Source organism: Kribbella sp. C-35 (assembly GCF_046549195.1).
Taxonomy (GTDB): Bacteria; Actinomycetota; Actinomycetes; order Propionibacteriales; family Kribbellaceae; genus Kribbella.
This window is the reverse complement of sequence record NZ_JAJPWG010000006.1, coordinates 406,483-426,938: the sequence shown is the minus strand read 5'-3', so window position 1 is coordinate 426,938 and position 20,456 is coordinate 406,483. Positions and strand designations below refer to the sequence as shown.

Annotated in this window: 21 protein-coding genes; 11 read left to right on the top strand and 10 right to left on the bottom strand. The window is 67.3% G+C overall.

The window, feature by feature from the left end; all coding sequences use genetic code 11:
* Positions 1-78: 78 nt before the first annotated feature.
* Positions 79-591: a DUF2461 family protein gene (locus ACLJOO_RS36775; RefSeq protein WP_410792300.1), complete on the top strand. Its 513-nt coding sequence runs from the start codon at positions 79-81 to the stop codon at positions 589-591.
* Positions 555-1,487 carry a phosphotransferase gene (locus ACLJOO_RS36770; protein WP_410792299.1) on the top strand — a complete coding sequence of 311 codons (933 nt, stop codon included), beginning with the start codon at positions 555-557 and terminating at the stop codon, positions 1,485-1,487. The genes ACLJOO_RS36775 and ACLJOO_RS36770 overlap by 37 nt, the downstream gene beginning before the upstream one ends.
* Positions 1,488-1,489: 2 nt before the next feature.
* Here ACLJOO_RS36770 and ACLJOO_RS36765 read toward each other — a convergent pair whose 3' ends face one another.
* A complete protein-coding gene (locus ACLJOO_RS36765) occupies positions 1,490-4,768 on the bottom strand; it encodes a hypothetical protein (protein WP_410792298.1) in 3,279 nt (1,092 codons plus the stop codon).
* A gap of 437 nt (positions 4,769-5,205) precedes the next feature.
* Here ACLJOO_RS36765 and ACLJOO_RS36760 point away from each other — a divergent pair, with 437 nt between their 5' ends.
* Positions 5,206-6,387 carry an alpha/beta hydrolase gene (locus tag ACLJOO_RS36760; protein WP_410792297.1) on the top strand — a complete coding sequence of 394 codons (1,182 nt, stop codon included), beginning with the start codon at positions 5,206-5,208 and terminating at the stop codon, positions 6,385-6,387.
* Between the two features lie 5 nt (positions 6,388-6,392).
* Here the strand turns inward: ACLJOO_RS36760 and ACLJOO_RS36755 are convergent, their stop codons facing one another.
* The gene (locus ACLJOO_RS36755) at positions 6,393-6,635 is read right to left on the bottom strand and encodes a hypothetical protein (RefSeq protein WP_410792296.1); all 243 of its coding nucleotides are present in this window, start codon (positions 6,633-6,635) and stop codon (positions 6,393-6,395) included.
* A gap of 109 nt (positions 6,636-6,744) precedes the next feature.
* Here ACLJOO_RS36755 and ACLJOO_RS36750 point away from each other — a divergent pair, with 109 nt between their 5' ends.
* Positions 6,745-8,172 carry an alpha-amylase gene (locus tag ACLJOO_RS36750; RefSeq protein WP_410792295.1) on the top strand — a complete coding sequence of 476 codons (1,428 nt, stop codon included), beginning with the start codon at positions 6,745-6,747 and terminating at the stop codon, positions 8,170-8,172.
* On the opposite strand, the gene ACLJOO_RS36745 is transcribed toward ACLJOO_RS36750, so the two are convergent.
* The 3 genes from ACLJOO_RS36745 to ACLJOO_RS36735 are packed head-to-tail and all read right to left on the bottom strand — an operon-like array spanning position 8,146 to position 10,499.
* Positions 8,146-8,955, bottom strand: a complete 810-nt coding sequence (locus ACLJOO_RS36745; RefSeq protein WP_410792294.1) for a MerR family transcriptional regulator — start codon at positions 8,953-8,955, stop codon at positions 8,146-8,148. The two genes, ACLJOO_RS36750 and ACLJOO_RS36745, sit on opposite strands and share 27 nt — an antisense overlap.
* Before the next feature lie 15 nt (positions 8,956-8,970).
* The gene (locus ACLJOO_RS36740; protein WP_410792293.1) at positions 8,971-9,732 is read right to left on the bottom strand and encodes an ABC transporter permease; all 762 of its coding nucleotides are present in this window, start codon (positions 9,730-9,732) and stop codon (positions 8,971-8,973) included.
* Positions 9,729-10,499, bottom strand: a complete 771-nt coding sequence (locus tag ACLJOO_RS36735; RefSeq protein WP_410792292.1) for an ABC transporter ATP-binding protein — start codon at positions 10,497-10,499, stop codon at positions 9,729-9,731. Before ACLJOO_RS36735 ends, ACLJOO_RS36740 begins: the two co-directional genes overlap by 4 nt.
* A gap of 320 nt (positions 10,500-10,819) precedes the next feature.
* Here ACLJOO_RS36735 and ACLJOO_RS36730 point away from each other — a divergent pair, with 320 nt between their 5' ends.
* Positions 10,820-11,320 (top strand): RNHCP domain-containing protein, encoded by a 501-nt coding sequence (locus tag ACLJOO_RS36730; protein WP_410792291.1) that lies wholly within the window; start codon positions 10,820-10,822, stop codon positions 11,318-11,320.
* Here the strand turns inward: ACLJOO_RS36730 and ACLJOO_RS36725 are convergent.
* Both ACLJOO_RS36725 and ACLJOO_RS36720 read right to left on the bottom strand, forming a co-directional pair.
* Positions 11,298-12,533, bottom strand: a complete 1,236-nt coding sequence (locus tag ACLJOO_RS36725) for an MFS transporter (RefSeq protein ID WP_410792290.1) — start codon at positions 12,531-12,533, stop codon at positions 11,298-11,300. The two genes, ACLJOO_RS36730 and ACLJOO_RS36725, sit on opposite strands and share 23 nt — an antisense overlap.
* Positions 12,533-13,921: an FAD-dependent oxidoreductase gene (locus tag ACLJOO_RS36720; protein ID WP_410792289.1), complete on the bottom strand. Its 1,389-nt coding sequence runs from the start codon at positions 13,919-13,921 to the stop codon at positions 12,533-12,535. Before ACLJOO_RS36720 ends, ACLJOO_RS36725 begins: the two co-directional genes overlap by 1 nt.
* Before the next feature lie 80 nt (positions 13,922-14,001).
* Here ACLJOO_RS36720 and ACLJOO_RS36715 point away from each other — a divergent pair, with 80 nt between their 5' ends.
* The 5 genes from ACLJOO_RS36715 to ACLJOO_RS36695 are packed head-to-tail and all read left to right on the top strand — an operon-like array spanning position 14,002 to position 16,882.
* A complete protein-coding gene (locus ACLJOO_RS36715) occupies positions 14,002-14,364 on the top strand; it encodes an ArsR/SmtB family transcription factor (RefSeq protein ID WP_410792288.1) in 363 nt (120 codons plus the stop codon).
* 44 nt (positions 14,365-14,408) lie between these two features.
* The gene (locus tag ACLJOO_RS36710) at positions 14,409-15,104 is read left to right on the top strand and encodes a helix-turn-helix domain-containing protein (protein WP_410792287.1); all 696 of its coding nucleotides are present in this window, start codon (positions 14,409-14,411) and stop codon (positions 15,102-15,104) included.
* Positions 15,101-15,766 (top strand): arsenate reductase ArsC, encoded by a 666-nt coding sequence (locus ACLJOO_RS36705; RefSeq protein ID WP_410792286.1) that lies wholly within the window; start codon positions 15,101-15,103, stop codon positions 15,764-15,766. Before ACLJOO_RS36710 ends, ACLJOO_RS36705 begins: the two co-directional genes overlap by 4 nt.
* The gene (locus ACLJOO_RS36700) at positions 15,763-16,491 is read left to right on the top strand and encodes an aquaporin (protein ID WP_410792285.1); all 729 of its coding nucleotides are present in this window, start codon (positions 15,763-15,765) and stop codon (positions 16,489-16,491) included. Before ACLJOO_RS36705 ends, ACLJOO_RS36700 begins: the two co-directional genes overlap by 4 nt.
* Positions 16,484-16,882: an arsenate reductase ArsC gene (locus ACLJOO_RS36695; protein ID WP_410792284.1), complete on the top strand. Its 399-nt coding sequence runs from the start codon at positions 16,484-16,486 to the stop codon at positions 16,880-16,882. The genes ACLJOO_RS36700 and ACLJOO_RS36695 overlap by 8 nt, the downstream gene beginning before the upstream one ends.
* Here the strand turns inward: ACLJOO_RS36695 and ACLJOO_RS36690 are convergent.
* From ACLJOO_RS36690 to ACLJOO_RS36680, 3 genes are all read right to left on the bottom strand, one after another.
* Entirely contained in the window at positions 16,879-17,616 is a 738-nt protein-coding gene (locus ACLJOO_RS36690; protein WP_410792283.1) for a VOC family protein, read from the bottom strand. The two genes, ACLJOO_RS36695 and ACLJOO_RS36690, sit on opposite strands and share 4 nt — an antisense overlap.
* A gap of 57 nt (positions 17,617-17,673) precedes the next feature.
* Complete coding sequence (locus tag ACLJOO_RS36685; RefSeq protein WP_410792282.1) at positions 17,674-18,219, bottom strand: sigma-70 family RNA polymerase sigma factor; 546 nt, start codon at positions 18,217-18,219, stop codon at positions 17,674-17,676.
* A gap of 123 nt (positions 18,220-18,342) precedes the next feature.
* On the bottom strand, positions 18,343-18,912 hold the full coding sequence (locus ACLJOO_RS36680; RefSeq protein ID WP_410792281.1) for a hypothetical protein: 570 nt from the start codon (positions 18,910-18,912) through the stop codon (positions 18,343-18,345).
* Positions 18,913-19,045: 133 nt separating this feature from the next.
* On the opposite strand from ACLJOO_RS36680, the gene ACLJOO_RS36675 reads away from it, so the two are divergent.
* Positions 19,046-20,449: a PepSY-associated TM helix domain-containing protein gene (locus ACLJOO_RS36675; RefSeq protein ID WP_410792280.1), complete on the top strand. Its 1,404-nt coding sequence runs from the start codon at positions 19,046-19,048 to the stop codon at positions 20,447-20,449.
* Positions 20,450-20,456: the final 7 nt, after the last annotated feature.

The window sequence follows — 20,456 nt, the reverse complement described above, 5'->3', positions numbered from 1 at the left end:
CTGCGGCTTGAGGGGGAGCCCTCGGCCGGGGTTAGGCGGGAGTGCCGGCGGGAGCGGGAGGAGCTGGTTCGGCGGCCGATGATCTCGCTGCTGAACGTCGTGGCGGATGCGGATTCGGCGTACGAGGACTTCTCGGTCTGGGGGTACGGCGATGTGCTGGTGCGGGCCTGGCAGCGCCAGAGTGCGATTGTGCGGTTGGGGCGGAACGTCGAGCTTGGTGTTCGGTTCGATCTGGATGGGTTAGAGGTCAGCTTGGCGTGGTGGTATGCGCCGTCGGTGCAGATTGAGCGCTATCGGGCTGCGGTCGCGGACGACGGTTCTGGGGCGCGTTTGGTCGCCATTGTGCGGAAGCTCGAGCGGGAGGGATTCGTGCTCTCGGGCGACTTGCTGAAGCGGCCGTTGCGCGGTTATCCGGTTGATCATCCGCGGGCGGACCTGTTGCGGCACAAATCGCTGATCGCAACCCGTCCACTGGGCTGCGAGGAATGGATCCACACTCCCACCGCAGCCGACCACGTGCTCGCCGCCTTCTCCCAACTACGTCCGCTGGCGCAGTGGCTGGTCAAGAACGTGTCGCAGGCGAGGCCGTGATGTCGCACAAGCTTGAGTTTCGGTTGTCGGAGAATCCGTGGGCGCCGACCGCGGTGATCGAAGAGGTGAACGCGCGCACGGGCAGCGGTCTGGTGCTCACTGGGCTGGCTGATCAGGTCGGTGGGTCGAGTAGCGCGGCGTTCGTGGAGTGGGCGGATGGGCGGGAGTCCGCGATCACGCGCACTCGCACACCATTAGCGGTCATGCGACAGACCGCAAGTGTGCTGAACGACGTACGCGGGCGAGGTTTGCCCGTTCCGGAACACCAGTTGGTGCTGGAGCTTTCTGATGGGTACGTCGCCGTAGTGCAAGAGCGGTTGCCCGGCCGTCATGTGAGCGAGCTCGATTCGACCACGGCCGCGTCGTTCGTGGCGATGAACGACCGTTTCGCTGGGGTGCTCCGTGACTATCCACAGGTCCCGCGGCCAAGCGCCTTTCCCGACATCACCGGCGTGTTCGAGAACTCCGTAGGCCAGCATAGTGAGCGTGGCCGCCGGCTGCTGGCGCGATTGCTTGAAATTGACGGCGGGCGACCCTTTCGTATGCAGGGCGACGATCTCGTGCACACCGACTACACGCCCGGCAACGTGCTGTTCGATGACGCCGGCAACGTCACCGGAGTAGTCGACTGGAACGCCGGTGCAGCACGCGGCGATCGGTACTACGCGCTCGTCGGCCTCCACTGGGGCAGCGTCGGCCGGAGAACGGTCGGCGCCGAGGAGTTACAGCAGGTCGAGGAGAAGCTCGCGCACCTCAACCCCGCCACCAGACGCAGCTACGAGGCGCACTGGATGGTCCACCAGGTCCACGACTCAATCCAGAAACGCTTCCCACCGCGACGCATCGACGCCGACATGACTCGGGCCGAGAAGATCCTGGAAGAACCATCCGATTGATCTCACGTGGGTTGTACGAGGGACCTCCTTACCGCGGTGCAGTAGGACCTGATGAGAGATGTTGTGGAGACTGCGCTGTGGGCGGCGCGGGAGAGTTCCGTGATGGCCCAGTGGCCAGTGGCCATCGCTTTGAGTTGCTCGTCGAGATCGGCGTCGTCGGCGATCGCGAGGAGTTCGTCCAGGGCGTCCTGAAGTTTCTCGCGCGCCAGCAGGATCTGGCGGGCGTTGTAGCGGCCGAAGTTGCGGTAGGCAACGAAGCTGGCCGTGTCGAAGAACTGGTTGAGGGTCGACTCCCGCGGATAGGTCGGGTACCGCTCGTGGAATGCGAGCAACGCCGCGGGCATCTCCTTGGCCAGGCCGGGTTTGGCGTACCAGAGGACACCGACCGGGGTCTCGGCGGTGAAGGATCCTGCGCCTTTGGTGAAGAACCCGATGTTGACGGTTCGCGGCGAGTACGCCGGGACGCGCGAGCTGCTTGGTGTCGCCCGGAGGGGGTCGAGGCTGATGTCGATCCGGATGTCACACTCGCTGGGGGCGATCGCGATGGCCTTGCCGAGCGAGCTCGTCGCGTCACCCGGACCGGAGTCGGCGTCGACGCAGACGATCTCCGTGATTTCGGGGATTCGGAGCAGCTCGACGAGTCCGGTGTTCTCCCAGTGCCCGCCGTCGGTCAGGTAGAGGTAGGGGTCGTCGAGGTCGTGGATCCCGAAGAACTCCTTGAACAGGTACCCGAGCCCGGTCCGGGCGTACGACGGGTCGGTCTCCACCTCCACAACGGTCCCGTCCTCCTCCTCGACGGTCTCCTTGTGCAGGCCGGCGGCTTCGAGCTGGGTGATGAAACGCGGGTTGGCGATCCACACGCCGAGCCGGATGTTGAAGAAGGCCAGCAGCATGCTGGTCGGCCCGATCTGGTACCGCCCCATCGCGGGCGACACCGCCGCGCTGGAGATGGCGACCGCCATCATCGTTGTGATCCGTTTGTGGAACTTCTGGCCGAGCCGGTCGAGCACTCGGGTGGATGCGGTGAACTGCAAGGTGTTGCCGCGCCCGTCCTGGGGCAGATGCAAGATTGTCCGCTTCGGGTCGAACGTCACGCTCAGAGCCGGAGTGCCGTAGCGGGTACGGACCGCACGCGAGGTCACGGTGCTGGTCGTGCACACCACCAACGGCGTACGCACCGCAGTCTCGTCTGTCTCGTCTGTCTCGTCGTACTTGAAGGCGAACAGGCCGGGTTCACGCTTGGCCGGGTCTGTACCGGCGACGTCGTTCTCGTACGGCTGCACACGGAGCCCTTCTTCCGCGCTCGCGGTCCGGTACGTCGCGTAGGCCAGCCGCAGCTTGCCTCGGTAGAAGGGCGCCAGCGACCAGCTTTCCGAGCTGGGTCCCAGGAGCACAAGAGTCAGGACTACCAGCGCGAGAACCCAGTTCCAGCCGGATTGCCAGCTGACCAGATCGTGCCAGGACCACGTCACCTCGTGCTTGGCCGCAGTCCACGTGGCCAGCGCTGTCACACCCAGCGCGACCACGACGAACGCAAAGCCGCCGAGCATGGGCGCGAAGCGCGCTGCCGGCTTCCTGAGGATACGGACGACCGAGCCGACGACACCTGCGCTCGCACCGGCTGTCGCGATCAACGTGGCCAACGACAGATGGGCGACCGCGCCGACCAGTTCGACGAAGGCCCACAGAGTGAGTGCGAGGACCGCCCCGAGGGCGAGCGCGCTGTACGACGCCCGCTTCAGCGTCTGCAGCGTGACGCGCGCCGCTGAGTTGTTCTGGGCGTAGCCGACGAGAAACTGACCGGCCAGGACCCAGAGCATCAGGACGGCGAATCCCGCGACGAGGAAAATGAGTCCCGGCAGCGCGAGCGAATGGTCCTTGACGAGCGCATGCATCGCGCCCTTCGGCAGCTCGCCGCCGCGGTCCGTGAGGCTGCGCAGGGCCCAGCCCACGGGACGGGTGATTGCCCAGAGCATGCTCAGCAGCACCACCACATTGACTGTCAGCCCGGCGATCACCGTTGCGAATACAGCTGGACGGTACGACGCCTTCGTGGACGTCTGGCTGCCCTCGGGACCGGCTTGTCTGGTCGTCTTCGCGGCGGCCGGATCGGTGTCGGATCCTCGAGGCTGGTTCGACCCGAGGTACCCGAGGTTGTCGACCAGATGACGCTCCTCGACGGTGAGCCACCCGTTCTCCTGCTGCTGCCACGGATGAGGTGCCAACTGTTGGAGGAGCGCTGTCTCCGCATCCGTCGTCTGGTGGCTGGATCGCGAGATGCTCCAGCCGGCCGCCATGTTCGATCCACCCGACACCGCGGTGACAGCGCGTGCCCCGGACCAGCCGAGGATCTCACCGTCGAGCGCCTGGAGGGCGCCGAGGCTGATCGACGACGCCCGGATGCCCCCGCCGGAAAGGGCAATGCCATACCTCGCCCGTCCGGGCGGGGGGTCGGCGCGTCGCATCTGGGTGCCCTCTGCGGCTTGGGTGACCTCTTCCGAAGGTTTCTCCGTCGGATCCATGCCGGCCGCCTTTTGGGCGTACTTCGGCAGCTTCAACGAGGCGATCCTGACCCAGCGTGGCGTCGACCACCAGGCGAAGGAACCTGCCGCGATGTAGACGATGACGACGAGCAGCAACGTGAACTTGGCCCAGGCGCAGACCGCGACGAACCGCCATGAGCCGTTCGACGATCCCGCGGTGAGCATGAGGATGTTCTCGGCGACGTCGAAGACGCCCGCGACGACGACTGCGATGACCACCGTGGTACGCGCCCGCCGTAGCGCCGGCAGGCGGAAGTAGTTGCCGGCCCATGACGCCAGTAGGCCGAGCAGGAACACATAGGAGGCGATGAACCAGAAGTCCTGTTGAACCGCCCTTGTGAAGACTGGCTCGCACGCGCAGGCCTCGAATGCTTGGCTGCTGCCGGCGAGCTCGATGTCGACGATCGACCTTGCCTGACCTTTGAGACTCGCGAGGTCACCGAAGTGTGCGGCGACGAGCGCACTCAGGATCAGTGCAAGCCAGCGCATTCCGGCGCGCACGCGGCGCGGCATGTCTGTAACGAGCAGAACGATCACCAGTGCGATGGCGAGCACCAGGAATGCGACCCAGACGGCCTGCGGTAAGGCGTCGTCTCCGGCACGGTCGCCGAAAAACACGACGCCAAGCGCGACGACGACGATGCCGACAATGAGCAACACCACCCGCCGCCCGTAGTGAAAGGAGACATCCGTTACCGATTTGAGTCCGTCTTCCGGCGGATCCAGAAGAATCGCCATGTGCTCCACCCCCGGGTTCATCAGCACTAATGCGTGCCGACGCGTTCGAGATGATTTCTCTCGCCTATAGGAGGCCCGAGAACGGCGATTGATACGCCCGCGCCAACGCGTCGTGCTGGATGCACGATTCCGGTCTTGCCGGTGGCTTGGGACGGGTGCTTACTGGTGGTGTGGGGCGGGTGGGTGTGGTTTTCGGATTAGTTGCCGTGGTGGGACTTGGCTCGTGTTCGTCGGCTCGTGAGGCGGTGGACTTTGAGTGGGGGGACTGCTCGGCTGATGCTGGCGTGGGCGGGGTGGATTTGCCTGCGGATCGGTTTGAGCTGCGGTGTGGTGTTGTGGAGGTTGAGCTTGACCCTGCTCACAAGGAGGCGGGGACGGTTGGGGTGCAGGTTGTTCGGGTGCATCGGTCGGGCGGGGCGGCGTCCAAGGAGCCGTTGATGTTGATTGCCGGTGGGCCTGGGCAATCCGGTGTGGAGTACGCCGTGGTTGCGGCGGGTCTGCTGCCTGAGGCTGTGCTGGACCGGTTTGATCTGGTTGGGTTCGATCCGCGTGGGGTTGGGCGTTCGCAGCCCATCCGGTGTGAGCACGCCGAGACCGGTACTCCGACATTTCCCGATCTACTGACCGACGCGGGGTATGCGCGTGCTGCGGGTGTGATGTGTGGGATTACTGACGAATGCGCTGCGGCGCTGGGCGCGAAGGCGGGCTTGTTCAGTACGACGGCGACGGCTGTCGACATCGACCGCATTCGGGAAGCTCTCGGCCAGTCGACGCTGACCTACCTGGGCTGGTCGTACGGCGCCAAACTCGGTGCGGAGTACGCGCGCCTCTACCCGGACAAGGTGCGGGCTGCCGTACTGGACGCCCCGACCGCCCCCGGCACGACCTGGATCGAGACGGTCGAACACCAGATCGCTGGCTTCGAGGGAGCGTTCGATCAGTTCGCGGCCTGGTGCGCGACGCAGGACAGTTGTGAGGACGATGTGCGCAAGTTTGTCGGCGAGCTCGTCCGCAAGGCGCAGGCGTCGCCCATTCCGAGCGGGCGGCCAGGTGACGACGTACCGACGTACGGCGTCGATGTCGTCGATGCTGTGGCGGCCTCGCTGTACGACGACGCACGCTGGCCCGATCTCGCCGACGGACTCCGGGAGGCGGCTGACGGCGACTCGGGCACCCTGCGCGAACTGGCTGACGCGGGACGCGGCGGCGGCGAGGAGGACGCCCTGCTGGTCATCAACTGCAACGACAGCGCGCCCGGGCCGAGCGAGGGCGAGATCAGGGCGGCCGGGGCCCGGTTCGCGAAGGAGTTCCCGCTGTTCGGGGTGTGGGGATCGTGGCAGCTGTTCGGGTGCGCGTTCTGGCAGCCGCCCCGGCACACCCTGCAGCCACCCGTCGCCGCCACGGCGCACCCGATCATCGTCGTCGGGACCCGTCACGACCCCGCGACGCCGTACGACGGGGCCGTCGCGATGGTTGCGAGCCTGGGTAACGCGGAGTTACTGACCTGGGAGGGTCAGGGGCATACCGCGGTGGGCCGTAACGATTGCATCAACCGACACGTCGCCGACTACCTGGCGTCGCTGACGGTGCCGCCGCACAACACCCGCTGCGCGGCGTGAGCAGGTCAGGCGTCGGCCTGGCCGAGGGAGTGAAGTTTGGAGAACGGGGCGACGACCCGCAGGAGTCGTCCGGCCCCGAAGTCGATGATGACCGTGCCATCAGTCTCAACTGAGTGGACGCGGCCGAGTCCTTCCCTGTCGTGAGAGACCCGCTCACCGACTTCGTAACTCTTGAGCGAGTCAGAAACCTGGGCCTTGAAAGGACTGGTGGACAGGTGACGACGCGTCGTCGCGCGATAGGGCAGCATCAGACCTCAAGTATGCGCCGTTTTCGCCGACTCTGCGACACGGGACCCCCTCGGAGCCACCCGCCTCCGTGGTTTCATGAGGTACCCGCCGCCCCGAGGGAGTCCGATCATGCGCAAATTACTGGTCCTGTTGCTGGGTCTGTCGATGGCCGGGTTGACCGGCGCGAGTGCGCAGGCGGCGCCGACGGGGGACCGGGACGTCATCGTGCAGCTGTTCGAATGGAACTGGACGTCGGTCGGGCGGGAGTGCGGCCAGGTGCTCGGCCCGAAGGGGTACGGCGCGGTCCAGGTCTCGCCTCCGCAGGAGCATGTCGTACTGCCGGGATCCGGGTATCCGTGGTGGCAGGACTACCAGCCGGTGAGCTACAAGCTGGACAGCACCCGCCGCGGAACGCGCAGCCAGTTCGTTGCCATGGTCAACAGTTGTCACGCGGCCGGTGTCAAGGTGTACGTCGATGCCGTGATCAACCACATGACCGGCGGCTCCTCGGGCGGCACCGGCAGCGCGGGGTCGTCGTACACGCACTACGACTATCCGGGGACGTACCAGACGCAGGACTTCCATCATTGCGGGCGCAATGGGAACGACGACATCGTCAACTACGGCGACCGGTACGAGGTGCAGAACTGTGAGCTCGTCGACCTGGCCGATCTCGCGACCGGGACCGACTACGTGCGCGGGCGAATCGCGGCGTACCTGAACGATCTGCTGTCGATGGGGGTCGACGGGTTCCGCCTGGATGCCTCCAAGCACATGCCGGCCGAGGATATCGCCGCGATCAAGTCCCGGCTGTCGCGTCCGGCGTACCTGTACCAGGAGGTCATCTACGGCGCCGGCGAGCCGATCACCCCGGACGAGTACGTCGGGAACGGCGATGTGCTCGAGTTCCGGTACGGGAAGGATCTCGCCAAGATCTTCAACACCGAGCGCCTCGCCTACCTGAAGACGTTCGCGGAGCCGTTGCCGTCGGACCGTGCCGTGGTGTTCACCGACAACCACGACACCCAGCGCGGTAGCGGCGTACTGACGTTCCGCGACAACGGCCGGTACGCGATGGCGAACGCGTTCATGCTGGCCTGGACGTACGGCACGCCGAAGGTGATGTCGAGCTACGAGTACACGTCGAACGACGAGGGACCGCCCTCGACGAGCGCAGGGCAGACTGTCGACACGACCTGCTTCAGCAACCGCTGGCGGTGCGAGCACGAGTGGCGGGTGATCGCCAACATGGTCGGGTTCCACAACGCCGTACGCGGGACCGCCGTGAACGAGTGGTGGGACAACGGGAACGACGCGATCGCGTTCGGCCGTGGCGACAAGGGCTACCTCGTGCTCAACGACGAGAGCTCGGCGCTGACCGGCCGGAGCTTCCACACCCAGTTGCCGGCCGGCGTGTACTGCGACGTCTTCCACGGCGACTTCTCCGCGGGCAGCTGCAGCGGTCCGACGTACACCGTCGACTCGTCAGGCTGGTTCCGCGCCGACATCGCAGCCACCGACGGCCTCGCCCTACACGCCGGCGCCCGGGTCTCCTAGGGCGGCAGCCCGCTCGGCCAGGTTGGCGGGGACCTGCTCGATGCGGGTCCAGCCTTTCCAGCCGCGCTCCTCCAGCAAAGCCAGGAGCCGCTCGGCGCCGGGGGAGGTCTCGAGAATTGCTGTGTCCATCAATGAGACCAGCTCGTCGTCGAGGCCGAAGTTGCCCGTGACGCCGGCCTCGACGGCGGCGATCAGCATGCGCTCCATGAGGTCGACGATCTCGACGATCCGTGGGTCGTCCAACGGCCAGTCGAGCGCTTCGTTCACGAGGCTGTAGAGCTTCAGCATGTCAGGGTGCTGCAGCGCCTCATGCTTCTGCACGATCACGGCGTCGATCAGGTCGGGCGCCTGGGCGGCGACCAGGATCCAGCCGTCCCGCTCCATCTCGATGTACTCCTCCCTCATCCCGAGACCGCGCAGCGCGTCGAGGTAGCCGACGACGCTCTGGGGGAGCGCCAGGCTTTCCCCGGCAGCCAGTCGGGCCAGCCGTTTCCGGGTGTCCTGCAGCCGCCGGATCTCGCTGCGCAGTTCCTTGTCGATCTTTTCGACGCCACCGGAGAAGTCCTCCGGGGTGGCGTCGAGGAGATCCTGCACCCGTGCCAGCGGTACGCCGGCGTCGGCCAAGGTGTGGATCCGGATCAGCCGTACGACGGCGGCCGCGTCGTAGGAGCGGTACCCGGACTGGTCGCGCCCGGGCTCTGCCAGTAGCCCGATCTTGTGATAGTGCCGTACCGCTCGCACCGTCACCCCGGCGTGCGCCGCCAGCTGGCTGATCGTGAGCATGGGTCCCAGCCTGCCTCAGGCGATCTTCCGGCGATAGGCAGCCACTGCGAAGGCGTACGCGACGACGAGGATGCCGACGCACCACGCCAGCGCGGTCCAGATGTCGTCTCCGACCGGTTGCTGCGCGAACAGGTTGCGGATCGTGTCGACGATGGAGGTCACCGGCTGGTTCTCGGCGAACCAGCGCACCGGGCCCGGCATGGTCTGCGTGGGCACGAACGCCGAGCTGACGAACGGCAGGAAGATGAGCGGGTACGCGAACGCGCCGGCTCCTTCAACCGTCGCGGCCGAGAGTCCCGGGATGACGGCGATCCACGTGAGGGCCAGCGTGAACAGGAACAGGATGCCTGCGACGGCAAGCCAGTCGAGTACGCCGGCGCTCGACCGGAATCCCATGATCAGGGCGACGCCCGAGACGATCACCAGCGAGATCAGGTTGGCGACCAGCGAGGTGACGACATGCGCCCAGAGCACGCCCGACCGTGCGATCGGCATCGACTGGAACCGCTCGAAGATCCCGCTCTTCATGTCCATGAAAATCCGGAACGCCGTGTACGCGACGCCGGACGCGACCGTGATCAGCAGGATGCCGGGCAGCATGTAGTTCACGTACGCGTCCGTCCCGGTGTCGATCGCACCACCGAAGACGTACACGAACATCACCATCATCGCGATCGGGGTGAGGACGGTCGTGATGATCGTGTCCACGCTGCGGGTGACGTGGCGCAGGCTGCGCCCGGTGAGCGCGCCGGTGTCGCTGAGGAAGTGGCTGGTCATGCTCGGTCCTTGGTGATCGCGAGGAACACGTCCTCGAGGGTCGGCTGCTTCTCGACGTACTCGACCTCGGCGGGCGGGAGGAGCTGCTTGAGCTCGCTGAGGGTGCCGTTCACGATGATCCGGCCCTGGTGCAGGATCGCGATCCGGTCGGCGAGCTGCTCGGCCTCTTCCAGGTACTGCGTGGTGAGCAGCACCGTCGTCCCGTGGCCGGCGAGTTCCTTCACCGTCTGCCAGACCTCGATCCGCGCCTCGGGATCGAGCCCTGCGGTCGGCTCGTCCAGGAAGATCACCGGCGAGTTGCCGATCAGGCTCATCGCGATGTCCAGGCGGCGGCGCATACCACCCGAGTACGTCGCTGCTCTCTGGGCGGCCGCCTCAGTCAGCGAGAACCGGTCGAGCAGGTCGTCGGCGACCGCGCCGGGGTCCTTGACGTGCCGGAGCTTGGCGACCAGTACGAGGTTCTCCCGGCCGCTGAGGATCTCGTCGACGGCGGCGAACTGCCCGGTCAGGCTGATGGATTCCCGTACGTCGGCCGGCTGCGTGGCGACGTCGAACCCGTTGACGGCGGCCGTCCCCGCATCCGCCTTGAGGAGCGTGGAAAGGATCCTGATCGTCGTGGTCTTACCCGCCCCGTTGGACCCGAGCAACGCGAAGATGCTGCCCCGCGCGACGTCGAACTCCACGCCACGCAGTACCGCCTTCTTCCCGTACGCCTTCTCCAAACCCTGCACGCGAATCGCCGGGCCGGCGGTCGATTGAACTGTCATAGCGATCAGCCTGCAGGGTTGACCCAGCGTCAAGGTCAAGTCCGCAGCCCCCAGCAGGTGTCTTGTCTCTCCTCCGCAACCGACCGCACTCACCTGTAGCCGCAGTCCGCCCGAGAACTGCAGCTCGACAGTACGTACATGCCTACTACCCGCCACCGCGCACCGCGTGGCAGACCGAATCGCCCAGCAGTGGACGTATACGTACTGTCGAGCTGCACAAATCAGCAGACCAGCCGAGGTGATCGGAGCGAGGGCGGTTAATTGTTTGACGGTGTTGGAGGTGGGCTGATCTGCTGGGGGGACGTGCGCCGGATCAGTCGGTGCGGACCGGAAGGAGGGACGCGTATGTCTGCTCTGTCCTGCAGGTTTGCTCTGAAAGGTTCTTCGGTTTGGTATTCGCACGTTCGTTCAGCTGTGAACATTGCGGCGTAGAGGTTTCCCTCGACGCCCCTGGAACTACCCATCGCAATCATTGCCCGAGTTGTTTGTGGTCGCGTCATCTCGACCGCAACGTGCCGGGTGATCGCAAGGCCGACTGTGCCGGCGGCATGGAGCCGATCGCGGTCACGGTCCGCGGCGAGGGCCGTTGGGTCCTCATCCACCGGTGCACCAACTGCGGGCGTCTCCGCCTCAACAAGACCGCCGGCGACGACAACGTCCTGTTGCTGATGCGGCTGGCCGCCCTTCCACTGACCATGCCGTTCATCCCGTTCGCGGCCGAGCCCGAGCCGGAGACCGCGGGCAACGGCAATGGCAACCGTCCTAAACCTCGCAAGCCGAGGGCCCGCAAGAACGCGACTAGCGACGTGCGGCCGGCGTGATGCGCGTGGGAAGGAAGTGGGTGGCGACGAGGGTGAGGCCTGCGAGGGTGCAGGCGGCGGCCGCGCTCAGGATGAGAGGCGTGTAGCCGAGCGCGGTGGCCAGGGCTGCGGCGGCCAGTGGAGCGGTCGCGGCTGCGAGCGTGGTCGGCGTACCGAGAAGGCCGGCGATGGTCGCGTAGCCCTGGTCGCCGTACCGGTCGAGAATGATCGCTGGCTTCGCGATCGACGCGACACCGAAGCCGAGCCCGAACGCGATCAGGCAGCCGGCGGCGCCTGCGGTGCTGCTACCGGCGGCGGGTAGGACGGCCAGGGCGATGCCTTGGAGCGTGATGACCGCGGCAGTGATCGATGTCATCGGCAACCATCGACGGAGGACAGAGACGGTGATCCGGCCGGTGACGGAGAGCAGACCGAGCAGGCCGGCGAGGGTGGCGGCGGTGGTGGGGGAGTGCCCTAGCTTCGTGAGGTAGGTGACGAGGTGCACGCCGATGATCGCGAGGGCGGCGCTGTGGAGGACGAACACGACCCCGAGCAGCCAGAAGCCGACGTCGCGCAGAACGCGGGTCGGTGACGTCTGGAGAGCTTCGAGGTGCGTGCTGTTTGGTTGGGTTCGGCGCAGGGCGAGGACGTGCAAGGGGATCGTGGCGACGGCGAGTACGGCGGCCAGGACGAGGAGGGCGTGCCGCCAGCCGAGGGCGTGGACGAGCTGGCCGGTCAGTGGGATGAAGATCGAGCTGGCGAATCCGGCGACGAGGGTGATGGCCAGGAGCGCGGCGGTACGCCGTTGTGGTGCGGTGACTGCGACGACGACAGCGAACGCGGGTGGGTAGAGCACCATCGCCGAAGCGATGCCGATGGCAACGAAAGCGGCGTACAGCTGGATCGTGTTCTGGGCCTGCGACCAGGCGAGGACTGCCACGGTTGCGATGACGGAGCCGATGCTCATGATTCCGTGGCCGCCGCGGTTGTCGAGCCGGCGGCCGACGGGTACGGCGAGGACGGCGCTGATGAGTGAGGCGAGGGTGAGGGCGCCGGTCGCGGTGGTGGGGGAGATGCGCAGGTCCTGGCGCATCGGTTCGAGTAGGGCGCTGAAGGCGTAGTAGAGGACGCCGTAGCTGACGGTGGTGGTGATCGCTAGCGCGGCGATGACCTCGCGTCGCACACCACCACGACCGGAGCCGGTGCGGCCGGTCGTGGTGGCGGGCGCGGACATCAGTTGCAGCAGCCGGATTGTTTGTCCTCGATCACTGTGAGCAGGCCGCCGCTGATCCCGGTGGCGAGGCCGCGGGCGGCTGGTGTGGTGAGCTCGACGGGTTGCGGCGTGGGGCCGCAGCAGCTGCTCGCTTCGTCGGCGAATTCGCCGAAGGCGAGGTTGGAGGAGCAGACGCCGGTTTCGGGGAGGTCGAGTTGGACGTCGCGGGCGGCTTCCCAGTCACCGGCGAGTGCGGCGACGACGGAGCGGGCCTGTTCGTATCCGGTGGCGAGCAGGAACGTCGGCGCGCGGCCGTAGGACTTCGCGCCGATCGCGTAGTAGCCCGGTTCGGGATGGGCCAGTTCGTCGACGCCGTGCGGCGGCACCGTGCCGCAGGAGTGCTGGTTCGGGTCGATCAGCGGGGCTAGGGCGCGGGTGGAGCCGAGGACCGGGTCGAGGTCGAGGCGCAGTTCCGCGACGATGTCGTGATCCGGGCGGAACCCGGTGGAGTTCACGACTGTGTCGGCGGTGACGGTGCGGTCGCCGGAGCGCAGTTCGATGCGTCCGTTCGGCGTACTGATGGACTCGATGCGGAAGGAGCTGACCAGTTCGACCTGTCCGGACTGGACGAGCTTCTTCAGGCGGGATCCGAGGGCGCCGCGGGCGGGGAGCTCGTCGGCGTCGCCTCCGCCGTATGTGCGGGCCTGGTCCGTGCCGCGGACGACCCACACGATCTCGGTTCCTGGCACCTCGTCCGCAAGGCGACCGAGGTCCAGCAGAGTGGTCGCCGCGGAGTGGCCGGCGCCGACGACGGCCGTCCGACGTCCGGCATACCGCTCCCGATCAGCCCCAAGTACGTCGGGCAGCGCATGAGCAGTGTGGTTTATCGCGAACGTCTCGCCCCGGGCGGGGATGCCTGAGCCGCCGAGGACGTTGGGTTTGCGCCAGGTGCCGGAGGCGTCGATTACGGCCGACGCGAGTAGTTCGGTGCCGTCGGCGAGGCGGATCAGGAACGGTGCGTCCTCACGTCCAGCAGTGCGGATCCGGTCGAATCCGACGCGGGTGATCGCGACCACCTCAGCGCCGTACCTAATCTTGTCGTTGAGCTGCGGGACCTTCGTGAGCGGTTCGAGGTACGCGTCGATCAGCTCGCCGCCGGTCGGCAGCGTACCGAGATCCGGCGCGCTCCAGCCGGCCGCCTCGAGCAGCCGCCGTGCCGCGTTGTCGAGGTCGTAGCGCCACGGGCTGAACAGCTTCACATGCCGCCATTCCCCGATCGCCGCCGCAACGCCCGGACCGGATTCCAGTACGACGAAGTCCAGCCCACGCTCGGCCAGATGCGCCGCCGCAGCCAGCCCGACCGGACCTGCCCCAACGACCACCACGGGTGCCGCCATCTGCACGCCCACGATCCACTCCCTGTCTCGACGATCATCTAATCAACGAGTCCCACCTTGCCTCTTGATTCGACAACAGTCAAGATAGACGTATGTCGAAACAGGAGATCACCCTGACGCCGATCTCGGGCGGCGCCTGCTGTACGCCGATCTCCGACGCGGCCCTCGAGCCGGCCGCCGCCACTGAAGGGGCCGTGGTGTTCAAGGCGCTCGCGGACCCGATCCGCCTGCGGCTGTTGTCGATGATCACGTCGGCCGCCGGCGAGATCTGCGTCTGCGACCTGACGCCGCAGTTCGAGGTCAGTGGTCCGACGATCTCGCACCACCTGAAGGTTCTCCGCGAGGCCGGCCTGGTCGACTGCGAACGCCGCGGGACCTGGGTCTACTACTGGTCCGTCCCGCAACGCCTGGAGTGGATCGGCACCCTCCTCGCGACGCCGGCGCCGCTGACCTGAGCCACGGCTTGACGCATTGAAATAGCTCAGCAATCATTGAGTCAATGAACGCTGAGAGATTCACCGTCGCAGAGCGAGCCCGGATTCATGCGGCGCTCGGTGATCCGGCGCGACTCGCGATCGTGGACACCCTGGTGGCCGGTGACGCGGCGCCGGGTGAGCTCGCCACCGCGCTGGAATTGCCGACGAACTTGGTGGCTCATCATCTGAAGGTCCTGGAAGCGGCCGGCGTCGTCGCGCGGACGCGGTCTGAGGGCGACAGGCGGCGTACCTATGTGCGGCTCCGCCCTGAGGCGCTGGCGTCGATCTCGACACCCGCGCTGAGCGGCGCGAAGCGCGTCGTGTTCGTGTGCACGCAGAACTCGGCGCGTTCACAGCTGGCCGCTGCGATCTGGTCGCGGCGCAGCCGGCTCCCGGCGCTGTCCGCGGGCACGCAGCCGGCAGAGCGTGTACATCCACGAGCCGTGCAGGTCGCCCGGCGGCACGGCCTCGATCCGGCCGGGTGGCGCACCGCGCGGCTACGGGACGTCGTACGGCGTGACGATCTGCTGATCGCGGTGTGCGACAACGCGTACGAACATCTCGAGCACGAAACCCGCCTGCACTGGTCGATCCCCGACCCGGCACCGACCGACACCGACGCGGCCTTCGAGGCCGCCTACTCCGAAATCGCCGACCGAATCGACCGGCTGGCGCCTGCCCTGACACCTGCATTGTCACCTGAGGGGAGCGCGCGATGACCGAAGTTGCCTGGCACCGCCGCGAAGACCTGTCCATCGACCAGAGCCTCGCCCTGCGCACCGCGGCCGCGCGACTGACCGACGAGTTCTCGGGCATCTACGGCCCGGAGACGATCGAGCGGTTCCTGCATTCCAGCTACGACCAGTTCGCGTCCGGCAGCACGGTCCCGAACTTCCTTCCGCTGCTGGCCGAACGGTTCGCGCGGCAACGGCTCAACGCACTCGCGCGCGTCGAGGGGCACCACGACGACGGCAAGCCGGTCGTGTTGTTCCTGTGTGTGCACAACGCCGGCCGCTCGCAGATCGCCCTGGGGTTCTTCCAGCACCTGGCCGGGGATCAAGCGGTCGCCTGGTCGGGCGGCTCCGAGCCTGGGATCGAGGTCAACCCGGCCGCGACGTCCGCGATGGCCGAGCGCGGGATCGACATCTCCACGGAGTACCCGAAGCCGTGGACCGACGAGGTCGTGCGGGCCGCCGACGTGGTGGTGACGATGGGCTGCGGCGACGCCTGCCCGATCTTTCCCGGCACGCGGTACGAGAACTGGGAGCTCGACGACCCGGCCGGCCTCGATGTGGCCGACGTACGCCCGATCCGCGACGAGATCGAGCGCCGCGTCCGGGTTCTCCTCAGCGAGCTGGCGGTGCCGGTGAGCAACGGATGAGCCGAGTGTTGTGGCGGCGGGTTGTTGCGGAAGGGCTCGGGACCGGGTTGCTGGTGACGGTTGTTGTCGGTTCGGGGATCGCGGCCGCCAAGCTCTCACCCGGTGACACCGGGCTGCAGTTGCTGGAGAACTCCTTCGCGACCGCGCTCGGGCTGGCTGTTCTGATCCTGATGCTCGGACCGGTGTCCGGTGCGCATTTCAACCCGGTCGTGTCGGTCGTCGCTTGGTGGCTCGGCCGACGAAACGGTGCCGGGCTGAGTCTGCGGGATTTGTCCGCGTACGTCGCTGCGCAGGTCGTCGGCGCGGTCGCGGGCGCGATGCTGGCCAATGTGATGTTCGGTCAGGCCGCAGTGTCGTGGTCGACGACGCACCGCTCAGCAGGTCATTTGTGGATCGGAGAGACGGTCGCCACCGCGGGGCTGATCCTGCTGATCTTCGCGCTGGTCCGGACCGGTCGCTCCGCCGCCGCACCTGCTGCTGTCGGCGCGTACATCGGCGCGGCCTACTGGTTCACCTCGTCCACATCGTTCGCGAACCCTGCCGTGACCATCGGCCGCGCGTTCAGCGACACCTTCGCCGGGATTGCACCTGGATCCGTCCCTGGCTTCGCGTTCTTCCAGGTGATCGGCGCGGTTATAGGCGCCGGCCTGGTCGTCGTGCTCTATCCCGAAGGCGACTCCGCGGAGGAGCTCGCCGTACCGAATCTGGAGTTGCGTCGTGAGTAAGCCTGTCGTGTTGTTCGTTTGCGTCCACAACGCCGGGCGCTCGCAGATGGCTGCGGGGTGGTTGCGGCACCTGGCCGGCGACACCGTGGAGGTCCGTTCGGCCGGATCCGAACCGCGGGAGCGGATCAACCCGACCGCGGTCGAGGCGATGCGCGAGGTCGGCATCGACATCGCCGGCAACGTCCCGCACGTGCTCGAGACCGAGGACGTCCGCGCCAGCGATGTGGTGATCACGATGGGCTGCGGCGACGCCTGCCCGATCTTCCCCGGCAAACGGTACGAGGACTGGGAACTCACCGACCCCGCCGGACAGCCGATCGAGGTCGTCCGCGAGGTCCGCGACGAGATCCGCACCCGCATCGAGAAACTGGTCGCGGACCTCAATACCTAGCGGGGAGTGAGGAGGCAGAACTCGTTGTTCTCGGGGTCTGCCAGGACGGTCCACGGTACGTCGCCCTGGCCGATGTCGAGGTCGGTGGCGCCGAGGGAGCGCAGTCGATCCGCCTCCGCCGCGTGGTCGTCGGTGGGGTACGGGCGAAGGTCGAGGTGGATGCGGTCGAGCCCGGTCTTCGGATCGGCGCTGCGGAGGAACTCGAGGTACGGGCCGACGCCTTTGGCGGACCGCAGTACGGCGTGGTCGTCGTTGACCTCGTGCAGCACCCAGTCCATGGCGGCGGACCAGAACCGGGCCATGGCTCGCGGGTCCGCGCAGTCCACGACGACTGCGGCGATCGGGCCGGTGTCCCTGTAGATCGGCCGCGGCTCCAGCACGCAGAATTCGTTGCCCTCCGGGTCGGCGAGGACCGTCCACGGGACATCGCCCTGGCCGATGTCGGCCGGCGTCGCGCCGAGGTTCTGGAGGCGCTCGATCAGCTCCGCCTGATGAGCCGGGGACGTCGTGGCGAGGTCGACGTGAACGCGATTCTTCGCCGTCTTGTGAAGAGGTACGGGGATGAGGTCGATGCAGACGGCGCTCGGGTCCGGATAGCTGAAGCCCTTGGGCTCGAGGTTGGTTTCCTCGGCGTTGTCCTCGGTCACCTCCCAGCCGAGCGCGTCCGCCCAGAACCTACCGAGCGCGGAGCTGTCGTCAGCCTTGATCGAGATCTGTACCAGCCGTGTCGCCATACCGCCGATCCTAGGCCCGGCTGCCTCCCGCATGAACCGGGAGGCAGCCGGGATCGGTCAGGCGGTGAGCAGGTCGGCGAGGGTCGTTCGCGCCCGGGACACCCGGGAGCGAACGGTGCCGACCGGGCAGCCGAGGTGGGCCGCGGTCTGGGCGTACGGGACGCCGGCGAGTTGGGTGAGCACGAAGACCTCGCGGCGGTCGCCGGGGATCTTGTCGAGCAGTTCGGTCAGGGCGATGCCGTCCTCGAAACCGGGGAGGTCCCGCGGCTGGGTCTGTTCGGCGGCGCGCTGCCAGTCGTGCCCGGAGATTCGCGGGCGTGCGGCCTTGCGGCGCAGGTCGTCGGCGACGGTACGGCGGGCAATCGAAAGCAGCCACGTCCGCGCCGACGACCGTCCCTCGAACCGGTGCAGGCTTTGCAGCGCCCGCAGGAACGTTTCCTGGGTGAGATCGTCGGCCGAGTGCGGATCGGCGCTCAGGTGCGCGACATAGCGCCGTACGTCGTGGTGCAGGGCGCGGACGAAGTGGTCGAGGGCAACGAGATCACCGTCACGTGCGGCGATCGCCCATTGTGTTGATCGGTCGTCGATCAAGGCAGAAGCCATGGATTGAGTCCTTCTGAAGTCCGAAGATCCGGCGGCGCGTGGAAACGCGACACCGGTGAGCGGAGGCCTGCCGAATGGCATGGCACAGCCCCGGACGGCGAACGCCCGGGGTGAATCGTGCTGTCAGAGAGCAGCGATTCCGCGGGGTGGACCCCTGGAGGTGATGGCGTGAACGAGCAGCAGGTCGTCGTACGGCGTGGGGGAGTCAGCCGGCCGGATCCGTGGCTGGTGCGCGATGACCTGTGGACGCGCGAACGGCAGCAACGGCAGCAGGATCAGGCGGGCGACGGATCGCAGTACGGCGAACGCGGCCCGCTCCCCGTACGCGAGCCACAGACCGCACAGGAGCGCCGCGAGCAGGTGGGCGCCGAGCATGCCGTATGACGACGTACCGGTCATGTCATGCCCAGCGCCGGTGTGCATCGCGTGCGGGACCGCCATCGACTGCGCGAGCGAGAACACCAGGTGCAGCGCTCCTTGCGCCACCAGCGTGCTGAGGACGACGAACGGTACGCCGCGCTCCCGGTCGGCGACGATCCACGCGGTGACGCCGATCCAGCCGAAGCCCATCGGTATCGCCCACCACGGAAGGCCCGCACCGGACATCACGACGTGGCCGAGGGCGGCGAGCAGCACGCAGGTGACCGCGAACATCGCGGCCCGCGTCCCTCGAAACCCCCAGGTCTGCTGCATGGCCGAACCATCGTCGCATCCCGCTCCGACAGACCCTGACGCCGCATCTGTGTCCCACGCCACATGGAACCGCTGGAACTGATCGTCCCCGCGAGCCGACTCCTCAACTGGACCGTGCGGAGAAGGAGTGGACGTGAGCGCAGTTCTGGAGGCCCCGGCGAAGCCGGACAACGCTGGGCGCAGCCGCGGCACCGGATTGTTCCGGGCGTTCTGGCGATGGCATTTCTACGCCAGCTTCCTGGTGATCCCGGTCCTGCTGATCCTGGCCGCGACCGGCCTGATCTACCTGTTCCGCTTCCAGATCGAACCGGTTCTGCACGCCGACGTGATGAAGGTCGACCAGCCCGCCGGCCTGGTCGCGCAGCCGTACGAGACGCAGCTCGACGAGGTACGCCGGGCCTTCCCCGACGCGACCGTTGTGTCGATGACCGAGCCCTCCGCGCCGGACCGCTCGACGGTGTTCTCCGTCGACACGGCAGACGGGCCGCGGGACGTGTTCGTGGACCCGTACGAAGGCAAGGTGCTGGGCTCGCTCAACCCCGACACGACGCTGTCGGGCGCCGCGATCCTGCTGCACGGAGAACTGATGGCGGGCCGCTGGGGCGATTACGTGATCGAGATCGCCGCCTGCTGGGCGATCGTGATGGCGTTGACCGGCTACTACCTGTTCATCCGGGGAAGGGTCGCGCGAGCGCGCCGACGGGCCGCTGGAGCGGCGGGCGCCGTACTGCGCTCACGACACGGCCGCACCGGCGCGTTCCTCGGACTCGGACTGCTCTTCCTGATCGTGTCAGGCCTGCCGTGGACCGGATTCTGGGGCGCGAAGACCCAGGAACTCGCGACCCATCAAGATACGTCGTTCTGGGGCGAGGATCCCGGTGCGCTGTCGAACCCGACCTCGACCTTGGACGAGTCGCTCCCGCACAGCCACTCGGTGGCGTGGGGTCTGGGCAAGACCGAAGTACCGCGCTCGAACCCGGCCGACGGGAAAAGGTCGGTCGCCACCGTCGACACCGCGATCGCAGTCGGCCAGCGCAACGGGCTGCGGCGCCCGATGACGATCGCGCTGCCCGCTGACGACGAGGGAGTCTTCTCGGCGATCGGGTACGCGTTCAACGACCCCGGCAAGGAGCGCACGTTGCACGTCGACCGGTACGGCGGCCGCGTGGTGTCGACGTACGGGTACAGCGACTACCCGGCCCTGGCGAAGGTCGTTGCCCAAGGCATCGCACTGCACGAAGGCAGGCGCCTGGGCACGCTCAACTTCTGGCTGACCACGGTCTTCTGCCTCGGCGTGATGTTCATGTGCGTCAGCGGACCGCTGATGTGGTGGCGCCGCCGCCCCAAGGGCAACTCCCTCGGCGCACCCCGCGGCCGCCTCCCACTCCGCGCCACCCCCGCCCTGGCCGTCCTCGTCATCGCCCTCGCCCTCTTCCTACCCCTCTTCGGCCTCACCCTGGCCGCCGTACTCCTCCTCGACCAACTCCTACTCCGCCGACTCCCACGACTGAGAACCTGGTTCAACTCCGCCGCGTGAACGTGGC

Coding starts and splice junctions, on each gene's coding strand:
- ACLJOO_RS36710 (WP_410792287.1), top strand. CDS start 14,409: ATGAACGCTGAGAGATTCACCGTCGCAGAGCGAGCCCGGATTCATGCG.
- ACLJOO_RS36755 (WP_410792296.1), bottom strand. CDS start 6,635: ATGCTGCCCTATCGCGCGACGACGCGTCGTCACCTGTCCACCAGTCCT.
- ACLJOO_RS36740 (WP_410792293.1), bottom strand. CDS start 9,732: ATGACCAGCCACTTCCTCAGCGACACCGGCGCGCTCACCGGGCGCAGC.
- ACLJOO_RS36680 (WP_410792281.1), bottom strand. CDS start 18,912: ATGCAGCAGACCTGGGGGTTTCGAGGGACGCGGGCCGCGATGTTCGCG.
- ACLJOO_RS36685 (WP_410792282.1), bottom strand. CDS start 18,219: ATGGCTTCTGCCTTGATCGACGACCGATCAACACAATGGGCGATCGCC.
- ACLJOO_RS36745 (WP_410792294.1), bottom strand. CDS start 8,955: ATGCTCACGATCAGCCAGCTGGCGGCGCACGCCGGGGTGACGGTGCGA.
- ACLJOO_RS36705 (WP_410792286.1), top strand. CDS start 15,101: ATGACCGAAGTTGCCTGGCACCGCCGCGAAGACCTGTCCATCGACCAG.
- ACLJOO_RS36715 (WP_410792288.1), top strand. CDS start 14,002: ATGTCGAAACAGGAGATCACCCTGACGCCGATCTCGGGCGGCGCCTGC.
- ACLJOO_RS36775 (WP_410792300.1), top strand. CDS start 79: ATGATCTCGCTGCTGAACGTCGTGGCGGATGCGGATTCGGCGTACGAG.
- ACLJOO_RS36690 (WP_410792283.1), bottom strand. CDS start 17,616: ATGGCGACACGGCTGGTACAGATCTCGATCAAGGCTGACGACAGCTCC.
- ACLJOO_RS36725 (WP_410792290.1), bottom strand. CDS start 12,533: ATGTCCGCGCCCGCCACCACGACCGGCCGCACCGGCTCCGGTCGTGGT.
- ACLJOO_RS36765 (WP_410792298.1), bottom strand. CDS start 4,768: ATGGCGATTCTTCTGGATCCGCCGGAAGACGGACTCAAATCGGTAACG.
- ACLJOO_RS36700 (WP_410792285.1), top strand. CDS start 15,763: ATGAGCCGAGTGTTGTGGCGGCGGGTTGTTGCGGAAGGGCTCGGGACC.
- ACLJOO_RS36750 (WP_410792295.1), top strand. CDS start 6,745: ATGCGCAAATTACTGGTCCTGTTGCTGGGTCTGTCGATGGCCGGGTTG.
- ACLJOO_RS36735 (WP_410792292.1), bottom strand. CDS start 10,499: ATGACAGTTCAATCGACCGCCGGCCCGGCGATTCGCGTGCAGGGTTTG.
- ACLJOO_RS36760 (WP_410792297.1), top strand. CDS start 5,206: ATGTTGATTGCCGGTGGGCCTGGGCAATCCGGTGTGGAGTACGCCGTG.